Here is a 15,711-nt window from a genome sequence, read left to right as displayed (position 1 = left end):
TCTTCCCGCCCGCACGATCCCTCAACTTCGATGATGATGTCCGACCGCGACGACAGGCTCAGATTCGATACCCGCGCAATCCATGCGGGACAGCGTCCCGACCCGACGACGGGCGCCATCATGACGCCGGTCTACCAGACCTCGACCTATGTGCAGCCCGAGGTGGGTCGGCACCTCGGCTACGAATACGCCCGCACGCAGAACCCCACGCGGGAAGCGCTGGAGGCCAACGTCGCCTCGCTGGAGTCGGGCAAATACGGGATTGCGTTCGGGTCGGGGCTGGCGGCCATCGACACCATGGCGAAGCTCCTCTCCGCTGGAGACCACGTGGTCTCCGGAGAGGGTGTCTACGGAGGGACGTACCGGCTCTTCCGACAGGTGCTGGAGCGGATGGGTCTGCAGTTCACCTTCGTCGACTCCGACGACCTGGACCAGATCCGCGACGCCATACGCCCGAATACCAGGCTGGTGCACATCGAGACCCCCACCAACCCGATGATGCGCCTCACCGACATCGGCGCGGCCGCGCAGATCGCGCACGAGGCGGGTGCCTGGCTCAGCGTGGACAATACCTTCGCTTCGCCCTACAACCAGCGACCCTTGGAGCTAGGCGCCGACATCGTCGTTCACTCCACCACCAAATACCTCAACGGCCATTCCGACGTGGTGGGCGGTCTCGTGGTCGTGAACGACGACGACCTGCACGAGCGTTTGCGCTTCCTGCAGAACGCAGCCGGTGCGGTGCCGGGGCCGTGGGATTGCTGGCTGGTCCTCCGCGGCACCAAGACCCTGCATCTGCGCATGCGCGCCCACAACGAAAACGGGCAGCGCGTCGCCGAGTGGCTGGAGGGTCGCGGTGAGGTCGAGGCCGTGCACTACCCCGGTCTTCCATCGCACCCCCAGCACGAGCTCGCCCGCCGTCAGATGGACGGATTCACTGGGATGATCTCGATCGAGATGGGTTCGTTGGAGCGCGCAAAGGCCCTGGTGGAGAACGTGCGGATCTTTGCCCTGGCGGAGTCGTTGGGCGGAGTGGAGAGCCTGATCGGGCTGCCGTCGCTGATGACCCATGCCTCCGTGCCCGTCGATCGGCGGCAGAGGATGGGAGTCACTGACGGTCTGGTGCGCCTCTCCTGCGGCGTGGAGGCAGTGGAAGACCTGATCGAAGACCTGGAGCAGGCGTTCAGCAAGGTGGCACAAGCGTGAGGATCCTGATCGTCGGAAATGGCGGGCGCGAGCACGCCCTGCTGTGGAAGCTGCGGCGCGACGCCCCCGAGGCGGAGTTCTTCATCACCCGGGGCAATGGCGGCACGACGGGCATCGCCGAGTCGATCCCCATCGATCCCACGGAGCTCGAGGTGCTGCCCGAATGGGCGGCGGAGCATCGGATCGACCTCGCCGTGGTCGGGCCGGAGGCTCCGCTCGCCGCGGGAATGGTGGATCGCTTCGGCGAGCGCGACATCCCCGCCTTCGGACCCACCGCCGCCGCAGCCGAGATCGAGAGCTCCAAGGCCTTCACCAAGCGCCTGTTGCAGCACCACGGGATCCCGACCGCCGCGTTCGCGACCTTCGACGACGCGGCGGCGGCCGAGCAGTATGTTCGCTCTCGCGGTGGACCGCTGGTCGTGAAGGCTTCGGGCCTCGCCGCAGGCAAAGGAGCCATCGTGTGCGAGACGACGGAGCAAGCCGTCTCGGCGGTGCGGTCGCTGCTCGCGGAAGCAGTCCTGGGAGAAGCCGGACGCACGGTAGTGATCGAGGAGTTCATGCGGGGAGAGGAGCTTTCCGTCTTCGCCCTCTCCGACGGCGAGCGCGTGCTACCGATGCTCCCCGCCCAGGACCACAAGCGTGCAGGCGAGGGGGATACCGGCCCGAACACGGGGGGCATGGGAGCCTATGCGCCCGTCTCCATCGCGACGCCGGAGTTGCTCGAGCGTATCGCGCGGGAGATCCTGCGCCCGACGGTGGCGGCCATGGCCGAGGAGGGACGGCCCTTCCGCGGGCTTCTCTACGCCGGCCTCATGCTCACGGACGACGGGCCACGCGTGGTGGAGTTCAACTGTCGCTTCGGCGACCCGGAGACCCAGGTCGTCCTGCCGTTGCTGGAGAGCTCGCTGCTCGAGCCGATGCTGGCGATCGCGAGCGGAGAGGGGCTCACCGGCTGGGAGCGCGATGGTCTCCGCTGGCGCGCGGGCGCCGCGGTGACCACCGTCGTGGCGGCGGATGGTTACCCCGGCTCCTACCCGAAAGGGATGGAGGTGGTCATCCCCCCGGAAGTCACCGAAGCCGGTGACCTGCTCGTTCTCCACGCCGGCACGGCGCAGCACGACGGGAAGCTGGTCACGACGGGCGGGCGCATCCTGGCGGTGACCGCTCTGGCGCCTACGGTACGCGAGGCCGCTGCCCGTAGCCGGTGGGGCGCGGAGCGGATCCGCATCGACCGGAGCTTCTTCCGCCGGGATATCGCCTGGCGGGAGATCGAGCGAACCGGCTCTTTCTTCTGAAAGAGTTGAGGAACGTTGCCCGAGCTACCCGAAGTCGAGACCATCGTCCGGGACCTGCAGCGGCTGGTGCGCGGTGCGACCATCCGGCGCGTCGAGGTGTTCCGTCCGGACCTGGTGCGCGGAGACGCTCGGGAATTCGAGGCCGCGCTGCGAGGCCGGAAGATCAAATCCGTCTCGCGCCGGGCGAAGAACATCGTTGTGGACCTGGGCGACGACCGGCTTATCGTCAACTTGGGGATGACGGGGAATCTTCTGGCTGTTCCCGCCGACGCGCCCCTCCCCGACTACCTCGGCGTTCGCTTCGACCTGGACCGTGGCCGACGCATGCTCTATCGCGATGTGCGCCGCTTCGGCCGGCTGGAGCTGGTACCCGCCGACGAGTGGGAGAAGCGAGAGAAGAAGCTCGGTATCGAGCCGCTGGGCCCCGACTTCACTCCCGAGCTGCTCTACGAGCTGACACGAAAGTCGAACACCGCCATCAAGACCTGGTTGATGGACCAGAAGCGCGTTGTCGGCGTGGGAAACATCTACGCCAGCGAGGCGCTGTTTCGTGCCGGCATCGATCCCAGAAAGAAGGCGCGCACGCTCACCCGCCCCCGGGCGCGCCGCCTGCACGCGGGGATCCGGGAAGTGCTTCAGGAGGCGATCGATTTTCGCGGAACCACCATCCTCGACTATCGCGACGCCAACGGAGAGCAGGGGGCGTTCGCTCGTCGGCTGAAGGTGTACGACCGGGAGGGCGAGCCCTGCTTCAACTGTGGTACGCCGATTCGACGCATCGTCCAGGGCGGTCGCTCCACCTTCTTCTGTCCCACCTGCCAGCGCTAGCGCGGGCTTCCATCTGCAGACTTTCGCCCCTTCGACGGCACGTCTATCTTCGCCGGGTTCGGTTTTTCTTCACCAGGGAGCGAGAGTGTCAGCAGTCGTCGTCCCCCCTTCCGCCACCCTGCGCGAGCAGGTACGCCAGTCCGCTCGGAACCTCCCCGGAACGTACCGGATGATCGGAGAGGACGGTGAGGTCCTCTACGTAGGAAAGTCGAAAGCCATTCGGACTAGGCTGCTCTCCTACTTCCGCGCCCGAGAGGGTGAGAAGGCCTACCGCCTGGTGCGCGAGGCCAGCCGGGTCGAGTTCGACTACGAGCCGAACGAGTTCGCCGCGCTCCTCCGCGAGCTACGGTTGATCAAGCGCTACCGGCCGCGCTACAACGTTCGCTACCGGCGCGATGCGCTCTACAGCTTCCTCAAGCTGACGAGCGACGGGGCGCCGCGCCTCTTCGTCGTTCGCCAGGTCGCGGACGATGCCGCGACTTACTTCGGACCTTTTCGCGGCGGCCGTCGCATCGCCGACGGGGTGCGCGAGCTGAACGACGCGCTCGGCCTGCGGGACTGTGCCCAATCGGTGCCCATCCACTACGCCGATCAGGGCGAGCTCTTTCCGATCGAGCGGACCCCGCGATGTCATCGCTTCGAGCTGTCGCTCTGCGCCGGCCCGTGCGCGGGCGGTTGCACGCGAGCGGAGTATGCGCGCCTGGTGGAGCTCGCCAGGGCGTTCCTCGACGGGATCGGCAACGAGCCCATCCGGCGCATCGAGGAGCGAATGCGGGCCGCGGTCGAGCGGTGGGACTTCGAGCATGCCGCTGCCCTGCGCGACCGTCTCATGCGGCTGGAGATGCTCCGCGAAGAATTCGGACGGCTGCGGGAAGCACTCGAGAACCTCACCTTTCGCTACGTCCTGCCCGGCGTGAACGGAGACGACCGGCTGTACCTCGTTCGTCGCGGAACCGTCCGCGCGGAGATGCCCTATCCCCGCAGCCGGAAGGAGCGCCAACGGGCAGACCGGATCGCCCGGGAAATTCTGGAGGCGCCCGAGCCCCGCGGCACCATGGTCTCCACCCGCAAGGTGGAGGAGATCCTGCTGCTGGCGCACTGGTTCCGCACCAGGCCGGAGGAACTGAGCCGCACCGCGCCTCTAGACGGGCCTACGCCGCCCGCGCGCCGGCGTGCCATCAAGGGACTGTCCGCCCGTTCCCGAGCAGCGGAGGGTGGCATGTGCGTTGCTCCCACCCCGGCGCTCACTCTCCCATAAGGATCCTTACGCGTGACCGCGCGCCCGTGATGAATCGATTGCACCTTCTCCTGGCGATCACTGCTCTGGTCCTCGGCGGGTGCGGCTCGGAGGCCGAGCCGGCTGAAGAAACGGCGGAGGGTGGCGCCGGTCTGCCGGTCTATCCCTGGGACACGCTTCCTCCCGAATCGATCTACGGGGCCACGCCTGTGGAGAACCTCCGCGTGACCCCGGTCGAGCTGCACGTGCTCGGCATTCCGCCCGGATGGGACGGAATGCGGATCGCCGCGATCTCCGACCTGCAGCTCGACCTCTGGAGCGGAAACCGGGAAGTGGCGGCGGCCGCCATCCGCAGAGCCGTCGCGGAGCAACCCGACGTGGTAGTCCTGCTGGGCGACTACCTGGGGAACGGCACCGATCCGACCGCGCTGCGCGAGCTGCTCCGCCCACTATCCGGCGTGTCCACCTTCGCGGTGCTGGGGGATCGCGACGTGCGCAGCGACAGCCTGGCGGCGCGGATCGCCGCCACGCTGTCCGAGGCCGGAGTGCGGGTGCTCCGCAACGAGACTGCGATCCTGGAGCACGGCGGCGATTCCGCCGCCGTCGTGGGGGTTGATGCGGAGCTCCTGGGTGAATCGGTCGGCGAACAGGCCTATGTTCTCGGTCAGCTGGGATCGGGGACGCGCGTGGGCTTCCTGATCTCACACAACCCGGTGCTGGGTGCGCGGGCCGATAATGACAGGGTTCCCGCCGTGCTGGCGGGCGGGGTGTTCTGCGGCGACGTAGAGGTGCCCGGAACGCCTCGCCTGAGCTGGCTCAACTCAGAGGCGATTCCCTCGGCTGTGGTGGAAGGAGCGGAACGGCTCTACCGGATCGGCCAGATGGTCATGTTCGTGACCTGCGGGACAGGGTACGGCTTCATCCCCGTCCGCTTCGGAGCGCCGCCGGAAGTGGCCATCGTCACCCTCCGCAGCGTCGAAGCGGAAACCGCGGGCGAGGATGCCCGCGATGCAGCCGTCGATACCCTTCTGGAGCAGTACGAATCCTCCCTGGAAGACACGACGAGCAACTGAGTCGCTTCGCCGGCTCCAAGGGCGCGCCTACCGCTGCGGCACCCTGCACTCCGGCCACTCCTCGACGGCGCGGGCGCGCGACAGCTTCTCCGGATGCTCCGACGCCAGGTAGGCGAGCATGGCGACGAAGCGTGCGTTCCGACGCACCTCGTCCAGCGCGATCTTGTCGAAGGTGTCCAGCTCGGTGTGCCAGGTGTACGTCCCGTAGTCCCAGTCGCCGGAACGGAGGAAGAAGGCAGGTGCGCCTCGGCAGATGAACGAAGAGTGATCACTCGTCCCGCCGCTCGGCGTTCCCGGCGAGATCAGCTCGATCCCCTCCGCCAGGTCACCCGGCATCTGCGCGAGCCACTGCTCGAAGACCGGCGCGACCTCCGCAAACCCCTCCATGAAGATCCGCTCGATCGGGCCGGTCCCGTTGTCCTGGTTGAGCGCCACCTGAATGCCCGCCACGATCTCGGGGTGATCCGCGGCAAACGCCGCGGAGCCATGGATCCCCTGCTCTTCCCCGCTCCAGTGCCCGGCAATGATGGTCCGGCGGGGATGCGGATAGACCTCCTTCAGGATCCGCATCGCTTCCATCATCACCACCGTGCCTGTGCCGTTGTCGGTCGCACCCGAGGCGCCGTCCCACGAGTCGAGGTGCGCCGACAGGATCACGTACTCGTCGGGAAGCTCGGTCCCCGGAATCGTCGCGATGGTGTTGGCGACCTGGACCGGCCCCAGGAACTCGGCCTCGGCTTCGATCCGAATGACGGGGCCCTGACCGCGTTCCGCCAGGCGGAAGAGGAGGCCGTAGTCCTCGCACGACAGGTTGATCATGGGGATGAGGTCGCTCCCCATCCCGTGCAGCCGCGTGGCGCCCCAACCCCCCGTCCAGTCGGTGGTCAGCACAGCCGTGGCACCGGCCTCCGCGAGCATGGAGATCAGTCGAGGCAAATCGACTCCGGCGGAGGCAAGCCGAGCCTCCCAGCGGGCCTCCGCCTCCGCCGCAGCATCCTCGACGCGGGCGCTGGCCTCCTCTCCGCCCCAGCGCTCCCAGCTTTCCGCCGGACGGCAGGTGACCGGTGCCGCGTCCAGCAGTACGGCACGCCCACGGACACCCGCCAGCCACGCTTCCAGCTCCGCTTTGCGGGCCACCTCGGGAAACTGCACGACCTTGGCAGTGCGTGGACCGTTCGTCGGAGCGCTCCACGGGTGAAGCATGGCCCGCAGGGTCTTCACGCGAGGCTCCAGCAGGTCTACGTGCGTCACGCCGCGGCGCCACCCCGGCCAGGTCCCGTATGGCTCGATCCGCACGCCGATGCCCCACTCGCGGTAGCGCTCCGCCACCCACTCGTTCGCGGCCTGCATCCCCGGGGTTCCCGTGAGCCGCGGACCGATCGAATCGGTTAGTGCCTGCGCCAGCTCCTCGACGCGCGAGTCCTCCATCGCCACGCTGTCGATTGCCGCCAGGATCGGATCTGCCGCCACCCCCTGCTGTGCACCGAGCCGCGCCGGAAGCAGTGCCGCGCCCGCGAGGAGTGCCATACCGGCGATCGCCCGGAGCCCACCGGAGCCAGCGAACGGCACCATCGTCATCGCCTCTCCGCCTGCAGCAACACGAGTTCGGCGTCCGCCCCCGCCTCTCCGACTGTCGCGATCGCGACGGTCACCGGCTGCCGGAAGCGGCGCGGGCCGGCACTACCCGGGTTGATTGCCAGGGTGGAGCCGACCCGCTCGATCACTGCCTCGTGGGTGTGCCCGAAAACGACCAGCCCGGCATCCGGGTAGGCACGCGCAACGCGCGTCGGGTTCGGGGAACCGAACTGGTGACCATGGATCACCACCACCTCCACTCCCCCGAGGCTGACCCTGGCTACTTCCGGAACGCGTGCACGCAGCCCGAAGCCATCCGTATTGCCCCAGACCGCGGTCACCGGAGCGATCGCCTCCAGCTCCGTGAGAAGGTCGGGCGGGCCGACGTCACCGCCGTGCAGAATGTGATCGGCACCGCTGAAGAGCTCGAACACCTCCGGTCGCAACATTCCGTGCGTGTCGGAGATGACGCCGATCTTCACGGCTTCGCCTCCTCGCCCTGCGACCACCGCCGCGTCAACCTGTGCTCGATCCCGAGATGGTCAAGGATCCGGGCGACGACGAAGCCTACCAGGTCGTCGATGGAGGTGGGGTGATTGTAGAACCCCGGGGCCGCCGGGAGGATGGTCGCTCCTGCCCGCGCCAGGCGCGTCATGTTCTCCAGGTGGATCAGTGAGAGAGGGGTCTCGCGCGGCACCAGGATGAGCGGACGCCGCTCCTTCAGGGTGACGTCGGCCGCGCGTTCCACGAGGTCACGGCTCGTTCCGGCGGCAATGGACCCCAGTGTGCCCATCGAACAGGGGCAGATCACCATGCCGCGGGAGGGGGCGCTCCCTGAGGCGGGCGTGGCTCCGCGGTTCGAGGACTCGTACAGCTCGACCCGGCTCCAGTCTCCCGTGGCCGCTTGCAGCGCCGCGACATCCGCGATTCCCGCCTCCTCCTCGAGCAGGCGCCAGCCGTAGTTGGAGACCATCAGCCGCACCGGCACCTGGAGCTCATTGAGCGCGCGCAGCAGGCGCACAGCATAGGGCGCCCCGGAAGCGCCCGTAACAGCGAGGTGGACCGGGGCGGATGACGAAGCGCTCACGCCAGCAGACGCTCCACCAGAACGAGCACGGCGAGGACCACCGAGATCACTCCGTTCACGTTGAAGAAGGCGGCGTCGATACGCGAGAGGTCATCGGGGGCGACCAGGCTCTGCTCGTAAACGAGCATCGCGCCGCAGATCGCCAACCCGAGGGCATACAGCACTCCGAGCTCCGCGAAAAGCAGTCCTGTGGCGACGAACAAGGCGAAGCAGAGGAAGTGGAGGAACCGCGAAATGCGGATTGCATTGCGAGCACCGAAGGCGGCAGGAACCGACTTCAGGCCGTGCTCCCGATCGAAAGCCTCATCCTGCAGCGAATAGAGGATGTCGAAGCCGGCAACCCAGCAGAGCACCGCCCCGGCGAGCGTGAGGAGCCCCGGTACGGCGTCGCCCCACCCACCTGCAATGGCCAGGTACGCTCCCACCGGCGCAATCGCCAGCGCAAAGCCGAGTACCAGGTGCGCCCAGCGAGTGAATCGCTTGGTATAGGAGTAGAAGAAGACCCAGGCCAGGGCGAAAGGTGCAAGTAGCAGGCAGAGCCGATTGAGCATCCCCGCGCTCAGCAGGAAGAGCACGCTCGCGACAGCCACCGCCGCCGACGCCTGACGCACACTGAGACGCCCGGCGGGAATCTCGCGAAGCCGCGTGCGCGGGTTCAGCGCGTCTACCCGCCGGTCCACGATCCGGTTGAACCCCATCGCCGCGAAGCGCGCCGAGGTGAAGGCCAGCAGAATCCACCCGAGGTCCGCCAGGTTCACCGGAAAGCGATAGCTGGCCAGAATAGCCCCCACCACCGCAAACGGCAGCGCGAACACGGTGTGCGGCAACTTCACCAGGTTGGAGTAGTCTACGAGGCGCCCCGCGCCGCGTAGAGTCTGGCCTTCAACTATATTCTGGCGCATTCCTCAACCTTCGTGCGTTCTTCTCAAGCCGTGCCCGGCGCAGCGAACTGCGAATTACGAATTATGAATTACGAATTACGAGCTAGGAACTTCAAGCTCGTGCTTCCGAGGTGACCCTGGCGAGCCAGCTCTGTTCCACGAATTCGGGAAGCAATTGATACCGCGAGCTGTACACAACGTCGTAATTCGTAATTCGTAATTGCTACCGCCTCTCGATCCCCAGCTCCCCCCAGTATCCCGCCACCCTCTCCTTCACCGCCGGGTCCATCTCGATCAGGTCGGGCCAGCGGCGGGTGAAGCCTTCCTCCGGCCACTTGCGGGTGCCGTCGATGCCCATCTTGCTCCCGAAGGAGGGGAATTGGGAGGCGTGATCGAGGTCGTCGACCGGACCGCGGGTGAAGTACACGTCCCGCGCCGGGTCGATGTTCCCCAGGGCGTACCACCACGCCTCGGTGACGTTCTGCACGTCGATCCCCTCGTCCACGACGACGATCACCTTCGCCAGCGACATCAGCCCCATCCCCCAGAGGCCATTCATCACCTTGTAGGCGTGCCCCGGGTACTCCTTGCGGATGCTGACCAGCACGAGGTTGTGGAAGACGCCCTCCGGCGGCATGTGATAGTCCACGATCTCGGGCATGGTGAGCTGCGCCAGCGGCAGGAAGATGCGCTCGGTCGCACCCCCCAGATAGACGTCTTCGACCGGCGGACGCCCGACCAGGGTAGCCGGATAGATCGGCTCCCTGCGCATCGTGACGGTGGTCACGTGGAAGGTCGGGTACGGCTCCTCCAGGGTATAGAAGCCGGTGTGATCGCCGAACGGCCCCTCGATCGCCAGCGGCTCCGTCGTGTCGACATATCCCTCGAGCACGATCTCCGCCTCTGCAGGAATGTCGAGGTCGGCGGTGAGCGCCCGGGCGGTGGCGACCGGCTCTCGCCGCAGGAAGCCGCCGAAGAGGAACTCGCTGATCCCCGGCGGAAGCGGGGCCGTGGGGGTATACATCGTCGCCGGATCGCCCCCCAGCGCCACTACCACCGGCATCCGCTTCTCTCCCCGCTTCTTCCAGGCGCGGTAGTGTGCCGCACCACCCTTGTGCTGCTGCCAGTGCATGCCGGTGGTGGTCGGTCCGAAGACCTGCATGCGGTACATACCGATGTTCTGCGCGCCGGTCTCCGGGTCCCGGGTCATTACCATCGGCATGGTGATGAAGGGGCCGCCATCCTGCGGCCAGGTGCGCAGCACCGGCAGGAGCCGGGTGAGGTCGAATTCGCCCTCGCGCAGCACCACTTCCTGGCAGGGGGGCGAGCCGCGATAGCGTCGAGGAGGGACCTTGGCGAGCTCCAGCAGGCGTGGGAGCATCTGCACCTTCCCCCAGAGGCCCTTGGGAACCTCGGGCTTCATGAGGGTCCGAATCCGCTCCGCGTGCTCGGAGAGATCCTCAACCCCGAGCGCTGCCGAGATCCGGCCCCACGATCCAAAGGTGTTGATGGCCACGGGGATCGAGCTCTCGCTGCCGTCCTGCAGCACTGGCCTCTCAAAAAGCAGCGCCGGTCCACCCCCCGGGAGCTTCATGGTCCGGTCGGCGATCTCCGCCATCTCCAGGTCCACAGAGACCGGACGCTTGATGCGGACGAGCTCGCCGCTCCGGTCCAGGTGCTCGATGAACTCGCGCAGATTCTGAAAGATCTTCATTCCGTCCAGGCCACTCCCCACAGAGATGGCCCTCGAGGTTAGATGAAGTTCCCGACGACGATCAGGATCCCGTACGTCACGTAGGCCACGCCGCCGAGCGTGAGCATTCGTCTGGCCAGGAGCATCTGGCGCAGCCCGATCGGATCGAAGAAGCGCTCCGGCTCTCGCAGCGCCCGCAGCGAAACCGTCACGCCCGGCAGCGTGTGTCGGCCCCAGGCGCGCACCTGGAGGAAGCCGGAAGCGGCACAGCAGAAGACGAAGGAAAACAGCAGCAGCGTCGAGACAAACCGGAACAGCGCATCCATCAGGCTCGATTCCCCCAGTGCAGCGCCGCGATCCCCCCGCTGAGCCGGCGGTACCCGACCGACTCGAAGCCGGCGTCCGCCATCATCTCGGCGAGACGCGGCGGCTCGGGGAAGTTCAGCACCGATTCGGGCAGGTACGAATAGGCCGAATCGTGCCTGGATATCAGCGACCCCACGGCGGGGAGGATGCGGCGGAAATACAGAAAGTAGAGAGCGCGGAAGGGCTGCCACGACGGGGTGGTGAACTCGAGGATCACCAGACGTCCACCGGGCTTGAGCACCCGCGCCATTTCGGCCAGACCGGCATCCAGGTCGGCCAGGTTGCGCACCCCGAAGCCCACTGTGGCACCGTCGAAGGTAGCATCGGGGTACGGAAGGGAGAGTGCGTCGGCGCACACGCGCTGCACGGGCAGCCGCTCGATCTTGTGCCCCCCGAGCTGCAACATGGCAAACGTGAAGTCGCTGCCGATCACGCGACCGGCGAACCCGGGCCGGCGCGCAAGCTCGCACGCCAGATCCAGTGTTCCTGCGCAGTTGTCGAGATAGATTCCCTTCGGGGCCCGCTCCCACTGCAACTCATCCACCGCGCGGCGGCGCCAGAGCTTGTCGACGTTGAGCGAGAGCAGGTGATTCAGCAGGTCGTACCGCGGCGCGATGGACGAGAACATACGGCGAACGTGGTCCGCCTTTTCTTCCGCCGGGGGGAGCACGGAAGCTCGATCTGGGTTCGACATCGCGATGGACAAGTCGGTACGGTAAAATGAGCTGGCAAGCTACCCGCCCGCGCCGGGCGGGGCAAGCCGAGCCGCTCTTCATCGGTCGCTGAAACCTCCCGCAATGGAGCTCCGTACGGTGGGACGACTCGCGACCGAGAATGCGATCGTTGAATTTGGCACTCATCCAGGCCACCGACCACGACCTCGTCGCCCTCGCTGCCTCCGGGAGTGAGAAGGCGTATCGGGAGCTGCTCGACCGTTACCAGCGGCCGGTGTTCTCGCTCATCTATCGGATGGTGCGCGATCGGGAGAGGGCCGAAGACCTGGCGCAGGAGACGTTCGTCAAGGTCTTCAACCACATTGGCAGCTTCAACCCGAAGTACAAGTTCTCGAGCTGGATCTTCAAGATCGCGAGCAACCTGACGATCGACGCGATCCGCAAGAAAGATCTCGAGACCGTCTCGCTAGACGGCTCCCGCAACGCCTCGACGCAGGACGAGATCGACGCGACGCGGATCACGGTGGAGTCGCGTGACGAAAACCCGGAAGAGTTTCTCGAGGCGAAGGAGCTCGGGCAGGAGATCGAGCGCGCCATCGGGGAGCTGCGGCCCGAGTACCGAACGGCCATCCTCCTGCGCCACGTAGAAGGGCGCCCGTACGAGGAAATTGCCGAAATCATGGGGATCCCCCTCGGCACGGTGAAGACCTACATCCACCGGGCGCGCGGGGAGCTGAGGGAGACGCTTGCGCATTTGCGAATCAACACCTGAAACCGATGCGTAAGCTTTTCGTAGGGTTGCACATGAACGTAGCACCTCATGCCCGGGAGAGGATCCGTGCCTAACACCGTGGCACACCTGACCGACGCGGCGATCGAGCAGCTCGCCGACGGCTTCCTGACCGGGGAGGAACTGGTCAAAGCCGAGGCGCACCTGGCGACGTGCTCGCTCTGCGCCAGCAAGCTGGAAGCGTCGAAGGCGCTCATCGAAGCGCTTGCGGCGCTCCCGCGTTTTGCGCCTTCGCCCGGGTTCGCCGACGAGGTCATGGCAAGAGTCCGGGTCTCACCGCGGGCCAGCCCCGTCTTCGCCTGGGTGAGGCACTGGCGGCCGGAATCCCGTCGCGGGTGGACGCTGCTGATTACGGCGTTGCTCGCCCCGATGCTGCCGTTGTTGGGGGTTGCGATCTGGGTGGCCAACAGTCCTGTGCTCACCGCGGGCGCGGTGGCTGGCTGGACCTGGACCCAGATCCGCTCGTTCATCCTGGACATCGGCGCCACCCTGGCGACTTGGGGAACGCAGGTCGGGGTCCCGGGATGGCTCCAGGGAGTCTACCAGATGGTGCTGAGTGTCCCCGCCATCGCATTGATCGTCGCGCTCATCATCCTGGCCGTCGCGATCCCGCTCTCCGCGTGGTCGCTCGTTCGGCTGGTCCGCACGCCGACCGGAAACGTGACTTATGCGAACTGAACGCCTGAGGACGGTCATCCTGCTGGCCGCGCTTCTCGCCTGTCCTGGCCTGACGCGCGCCGCCTCCGCCCAGGAGAGCCAGGCCCCGGCACCGCCGGCCCCGTCTTCCGCTGCAATGGTCCCGCAGCAGCAGGCGGCACCCGCCCCGCTCGGGGAGGAGCGGCGTCCGAGCGCCGTGATCACCGGCGATCACACGGTCGCGCCCGGCGAGTCGGTCGATGACCTGGTGGTGGTCGGTGGCGACCTGCACGTCGAGGGAGAGATCAGGGGTGACGCGGTCGTGGTCGGCGGCGACCTGGTGCTGGAGAGCACCGGATCGGTGCTCGGCAACGCCGTGGTTACCGGCGGGGAGATCGTGCAGAACGGCGGCCGGGTGCGCGGTGAGATGAGGGTGGTGAGCGGCGATATCGAGGGGCTCGAAGAGGCTCTCGCGATCCCCGGGCCGCGAGGCAGGAACTTCGAGATTGCTGATCACGAAGGACGGCACTTCGAGCGGGATCACGACTTCGGCTTGTTCCGCTCGATCCGGCACGGCTTTGCGGGGATCCTGAGCACCCTTGCTTTCGGCCTGGTGCTCGCCGGTGTGGGATCGCTGCTGATCTTCTACGGGCAGCGTTACCTGGAGACGGTGAGCGACACGATCCGGACGTCGACCGTGCGGGCCGGAGGAGTCGGACTGGCGGCACTCTTCCTGGTCGTCCCGGCCTTCGTGGTGCTGGTGGTGGCGCTGGCCGTTTCGATCATCGGCATTCCTTTCCTCCTGGTGGCGGTGCCACTGTATCCGCTCGCCATTGCGGCGGCGGCGGCTTTCGGGTTGCTGGCGGCCGCACACGCCCTGGGGGAGCGCACCGCCGAGCAGCGGCGTGACGTCTACGACCTACGGTACCGGAACTCGTACGCCTATCTCTTCACCGGGTTGGGGATGCTGCTGGCGCCCCTGCTGGCCGCGGACCTGATCTCGATGACCGGCTTCCTCAACTTCATCGGAGTGCTGCTCAAGCTGGTGACCTGGGTGGCAATCTGGATCGCGACCACGATCGGTTTCGGCGCCGTGATTCTCTCCCGGTTCGGTACGCAACGCGGCTTCATCCAACCCGCGCCGACGGATGCGCCGCTCGAGCCGGATCCGCTCTTCGAGGACGACACCACGCCACGGGGTTCGGATGTCTGACATGCGTCGGCGCGGCCGCCTGCTGGTGGCGGCCGCGATCGCTTTCACTGCCGCCACGCACGCGGCCGCCCTGCACGGGCAGACGATGCGGACGCTCACCTCGTCGCGTCAGCTCTGGGACGAAGAGCCCCTGACGGTGGAAGTGGAGTACGGTGCTGGCACTCTGGAGGTCCGGCCGCTGCAGGATCAGGATCTACTCTATCGCATGGAGATGCGCTACGACGCGGAGCGGGTCTCCCCCGTGGCGGAATTCGATACTGCCCGGCGCGTGCTGGAGCTCGGCTCGCGCTTTCATCGTCGCGGAGGTCCGGACCACGAGAAATCGAAAGCAGAGATCGAGCTGACCGATCGGGTGCCCCTGGATCTCGGGCTACATTTCGGTGCGGGTTCGGCGGAGATGGATCTGGGCGGACTGCGCATCCAGAATCTCCAGCTCGAAACGGGTGCCAGTGAGACCACCCTGCGCATCGGCACGCCCAATCCCATCGCAGCGAGGCGGGTGGAGCTGAAGGCCGGCGCGGCGGAGCTGAACGTGGTGGGGCTCGGAAACCTCCGCGCCGAGGAGCTCGTATTTCAGGGAGGCGTGGGCTCCACGACGCTGGACTTCAGCGGTGCCTGGAACCGCAACGCGACGGCACATGTGCAGATGGGTATGGGCGAGGTGGTGCTGCGCTTCCCGCGAAGCCTCGGGGTGCGGATCGATCGCAGCTCGTTCCTGACCAGCTTCGACGCGGAAGGGTTCCAGCGTCGCGACGATGCCTACTTCAGCGACAATTGGAATAGCGCCTCCCATCAGCTGACGGTCGACGTGGAGGCGGCGTTCGGCGCAGTGGAAATCGAGTGGATCGACTGATCCCGGTGGGGACTGTCCGCCGGCAAACGGTGCAACGAAGGATCAAACGATGCTGACTGCAATTCTGACCTTGCTGGCCATCGGCCTTGTCGGGGTCGTCGCGCTGTGGATGATCTTCACGGTGCTGGGCTTCGTCTTCTCGCTGGTCTTCGGGGGTATTGCCTTCCTCCTGTTCAAGGTGCTCCCACTCCTGGTGGTCGGCTGGCTCGTGCTGAAGCTGGTCGGCCGCTCCCGGTGCCACCACCACCGGCTCAGCGCGTCGGACCAGAAGTGGTTGGATGGGGAGTGAGAGGGGGTTAGCCGT

17 protein-coding genes are annotated in these 15,711 nt (G+C 66.8%); 10 read left to right on the top strand and 7 right to left on the bottom strand.

Going from position 1 to position 15,711, the window contains the following annotated elements; translation table 11 throughout:
• The first annotated feature begins 30 nt into the window (after positions 1-30).
• From VF167_12275 to VF167_12255, 5 genes are all read left to right on the top strand, one after another.
• Positions 31-1,206 (top strand): cystathionine gamma-synthase, encoded by a 1,176-nt coding sequence (locus VF167_12275; GenBank protein HEX6926188.1) that lies wholly within the window; start codon positions 31-33, stop codon positions 1,204-1,206.
• Complete coding sequence (gene purD / locus VF167_12270) at positions 1,203-2,501, top strand: phosphoribosylamine--glycine ligase (protein ID HEX6926187.1); 1,299 nt, start codon at positions 1,203-1,205, stop codon at positions 2,499-2,501. Before VF167_12275 ends, purD begins: the two co-directional genes overlap by 4 nt.
• 15 nt (positions 2,502-2,516) lie before the next feature.
• The gene (gene mutM / locus VF167_12265; GenBank protein HEX6926186.1) at positions 2,517-3,329 is read left to right on the top strand and encodes a bifunctional DNA-formamidopyrimidine glycosylase/DNA-(apurinic or apyrimidinic site) lyase; all 813 of its coding nucleotides are present in this window, start codon (positions 2,517-2,519) and stop codon (positions 3,327-3,329) included.
• A gap of 85 nt (positions 3,330-3,414) precedes the next feature.
• Complete coding sequence (locus VF167_12260; GenBank protein ID HEX6926185.1) at positions 3,415-4,587, top strand: GIY-YIG nuclease family protein; 1,173 nt, start codon at positions 3,415-3,417, stop codon at positions 4,585-4,587.
• Positions 4,588-4,616: 29 nt separating this feature from the next.
• Positions 4,617-5,639: a metallophosphoesterase gene (locus VF167_12255; GenBank protein ID HEX6926184.1), complete on the top strand. Its 1,023-nt coding sequence runs from the start codon at positions 4,617-4,619 to the stop codon at positions 5,637-5,639.
• Between the two features lie 27 nt (positions 5,640-5,666).
• Here the strand turns inward: VF167_12255 and VF167_12250 are convergent, their stop codons facing one another.
• The 7 genes from VF167_12250 to ubiE all read right to left on the bottom strand — a co-directional run bounded on the left by VF167_12250 (position 5,667) and on the right by ubiE (position 11,935).
• Complete coding sequence (locus tag VF167_12250; protein ID HEX6926183.1) at positions 5,667-7,211, bottom strand: M28 family peptidase; 1,545 nt, start codon at positions 7,209-7,211, stop codon at positions 5,667-5,669.
• Positions 7,212-7,213: 2 nt separating this feature from the next.
• The gene (locus VF167_12245) at positions 7,214-7,696 is read right to left on the bottom strand and encodes a metallophosphoesterase family protein (protein ID HEX6926182.1); all 483 of its coding nucleotides are present in this window, start codon (positions 7,694-7,696) and stop codon (positions 7,214-7,216) included.
• A complete protein-coding gene (locus tag VF167_12240; protein ID HEX6926181.1) occupies positions 7,693-8,301 on the bottom strand; it encodes a flavin prenyltransferase UbiX in 609 nt (202 codons plus the stop codon). Before VF167_12240 ends, VF167_12245 begins: the two co-directional genes overlap by 4 nt.
• Entirely contained in the window at positions 8,298-9,203 is a 906-nt protein-coding gene (locus tag VF167_12235; GenBank protein HEX6926180.1) for a UbiA-like polyprenyltransferase, read from the bottom strand. The genes VF167_12240 and VF167_12235 overlap by 4 nt, the downstream gene beginning before the upstream one ends.
• A 202-nt stretch (positions 9,204-9,405) precedes the next feature.
• Positions 9,406-10,896 carry a menaquinone biosynthesis decarboxylase gene (locus VF167_12230; GenBank protein ID HEX6926179.1) on the bottom strand — a complete coding sequence of 497 codons (1,491 nt, stop codon included), beginning with the start codon at positions 10,894-10,896 and terminating at the stop codon, positions 9,406-9,408.
• Between the two features lie 38 nt (positions 10,897-10,934).
• Entirely contained in the window at positions 10,935-11,201 is a 267-nt protein-coding gene (locus tag VF167_12225; GenBank protein ID HEX6926178.1) for a hypothetical protein, read from the bottom strand.
• Positions 11,201-11,935, bottom strand: a complete 735-nt coding sequence (ubiE, locus tag VF167_12220; GenBank protein ID HEX6926177.1) for a bifunctional demethylmenaquinone methyltransferase/2-methoxy-6-polyprenyl-1,4-benzoquinol methylase UbiE — start codon at positions 11,933-11,935, stop codon at positions 11,201-11,203. The genes VF167_12225 and ubiE overlap by 1 nt, the downstream gene beginning before the upstream one ends.
• 149 nt (positions 11,936-12,084) lie before the next feature.
• On the opposite strand from ubiE, the gene VF167_12215 reads away from it, so the two are divergent.
• From VF167_12215 to VF167_12195, 5 genes are all read left to right on the top strand, one after another.
• Positions 12,085-12,687, top strand: a complete 603-nt coding sequence (locus VF167_12215) for a sigma-70 family RNA polymerase sigma factor (GenBank protein HEX6926176.1) — start codon at positions 12,085-12,087, stop codon at positions 12,685-12,687.
• A 66-nt stretch (positions 12,688-12,753) separates the two neighbouring features.
• On the top strand, positions 12,754-13,383 hold the full coding sequence (locus tag VF167_12210) for a hypothetical protein (GenBank protein HEX6926175.1): 630 nt from the start codon (positions 12,754-12,756) through the stop codon (positions 13,381-13,383).
• Complete coding sequence (locus tag VF167_12205) at positions 13,373-14,554, top strand: hypothetical protein (GenBank protein HEX6926174.1); 1,182 nt, start codon at positions 13,373-13,375, stop codon at positions 14,552-14,554. The genes VF167_12210 and VF167_12205 overlap by 11 nt, the downstream gene beginning before the upstream one ends.
• Positions 14,547-15,407: a hypothetical protein gene (locus tag VF167_12200; GenBank protein ID HEX6926173.1), complete on the top strand. Its 861-nt coding sequence runs from the start codon at positions 14,547-14,549 to the stop codon at positions 15,405-15,407. The genes VF167_12205 and VF167_12200 overlap by 8 nt, the downstream gene beginning before the upstream one ends.
• 49 nt (positions 15,408-15,456) lie before the next feature.
• Positions 15,457-15,696, top strand: a complete 240-nt coding sequence (locus VF167_12195; GenBank protein HEX6926172.1) for a hypothetical protein — start codon at positions 15,457-15,459, stop codon at positions 15,694-15,696.
• The last annotated feature ends 15 nt before the right edge of the window (positions 15,697-15,711 follow it).

Source organism: Longimicrobiaceae bacterium, from assembly GCA_036375715.1.
GTDB lineage: Bacteria > Gemmatimonadota > Gemmatimonadetes > Longimicrobiales > Longimicrobiaceae > DASVBS01.
Note: the sequence above shows the minus strand (reverse complement) of the source record. Positions and strands in the feature narration are given on the sequence as shown.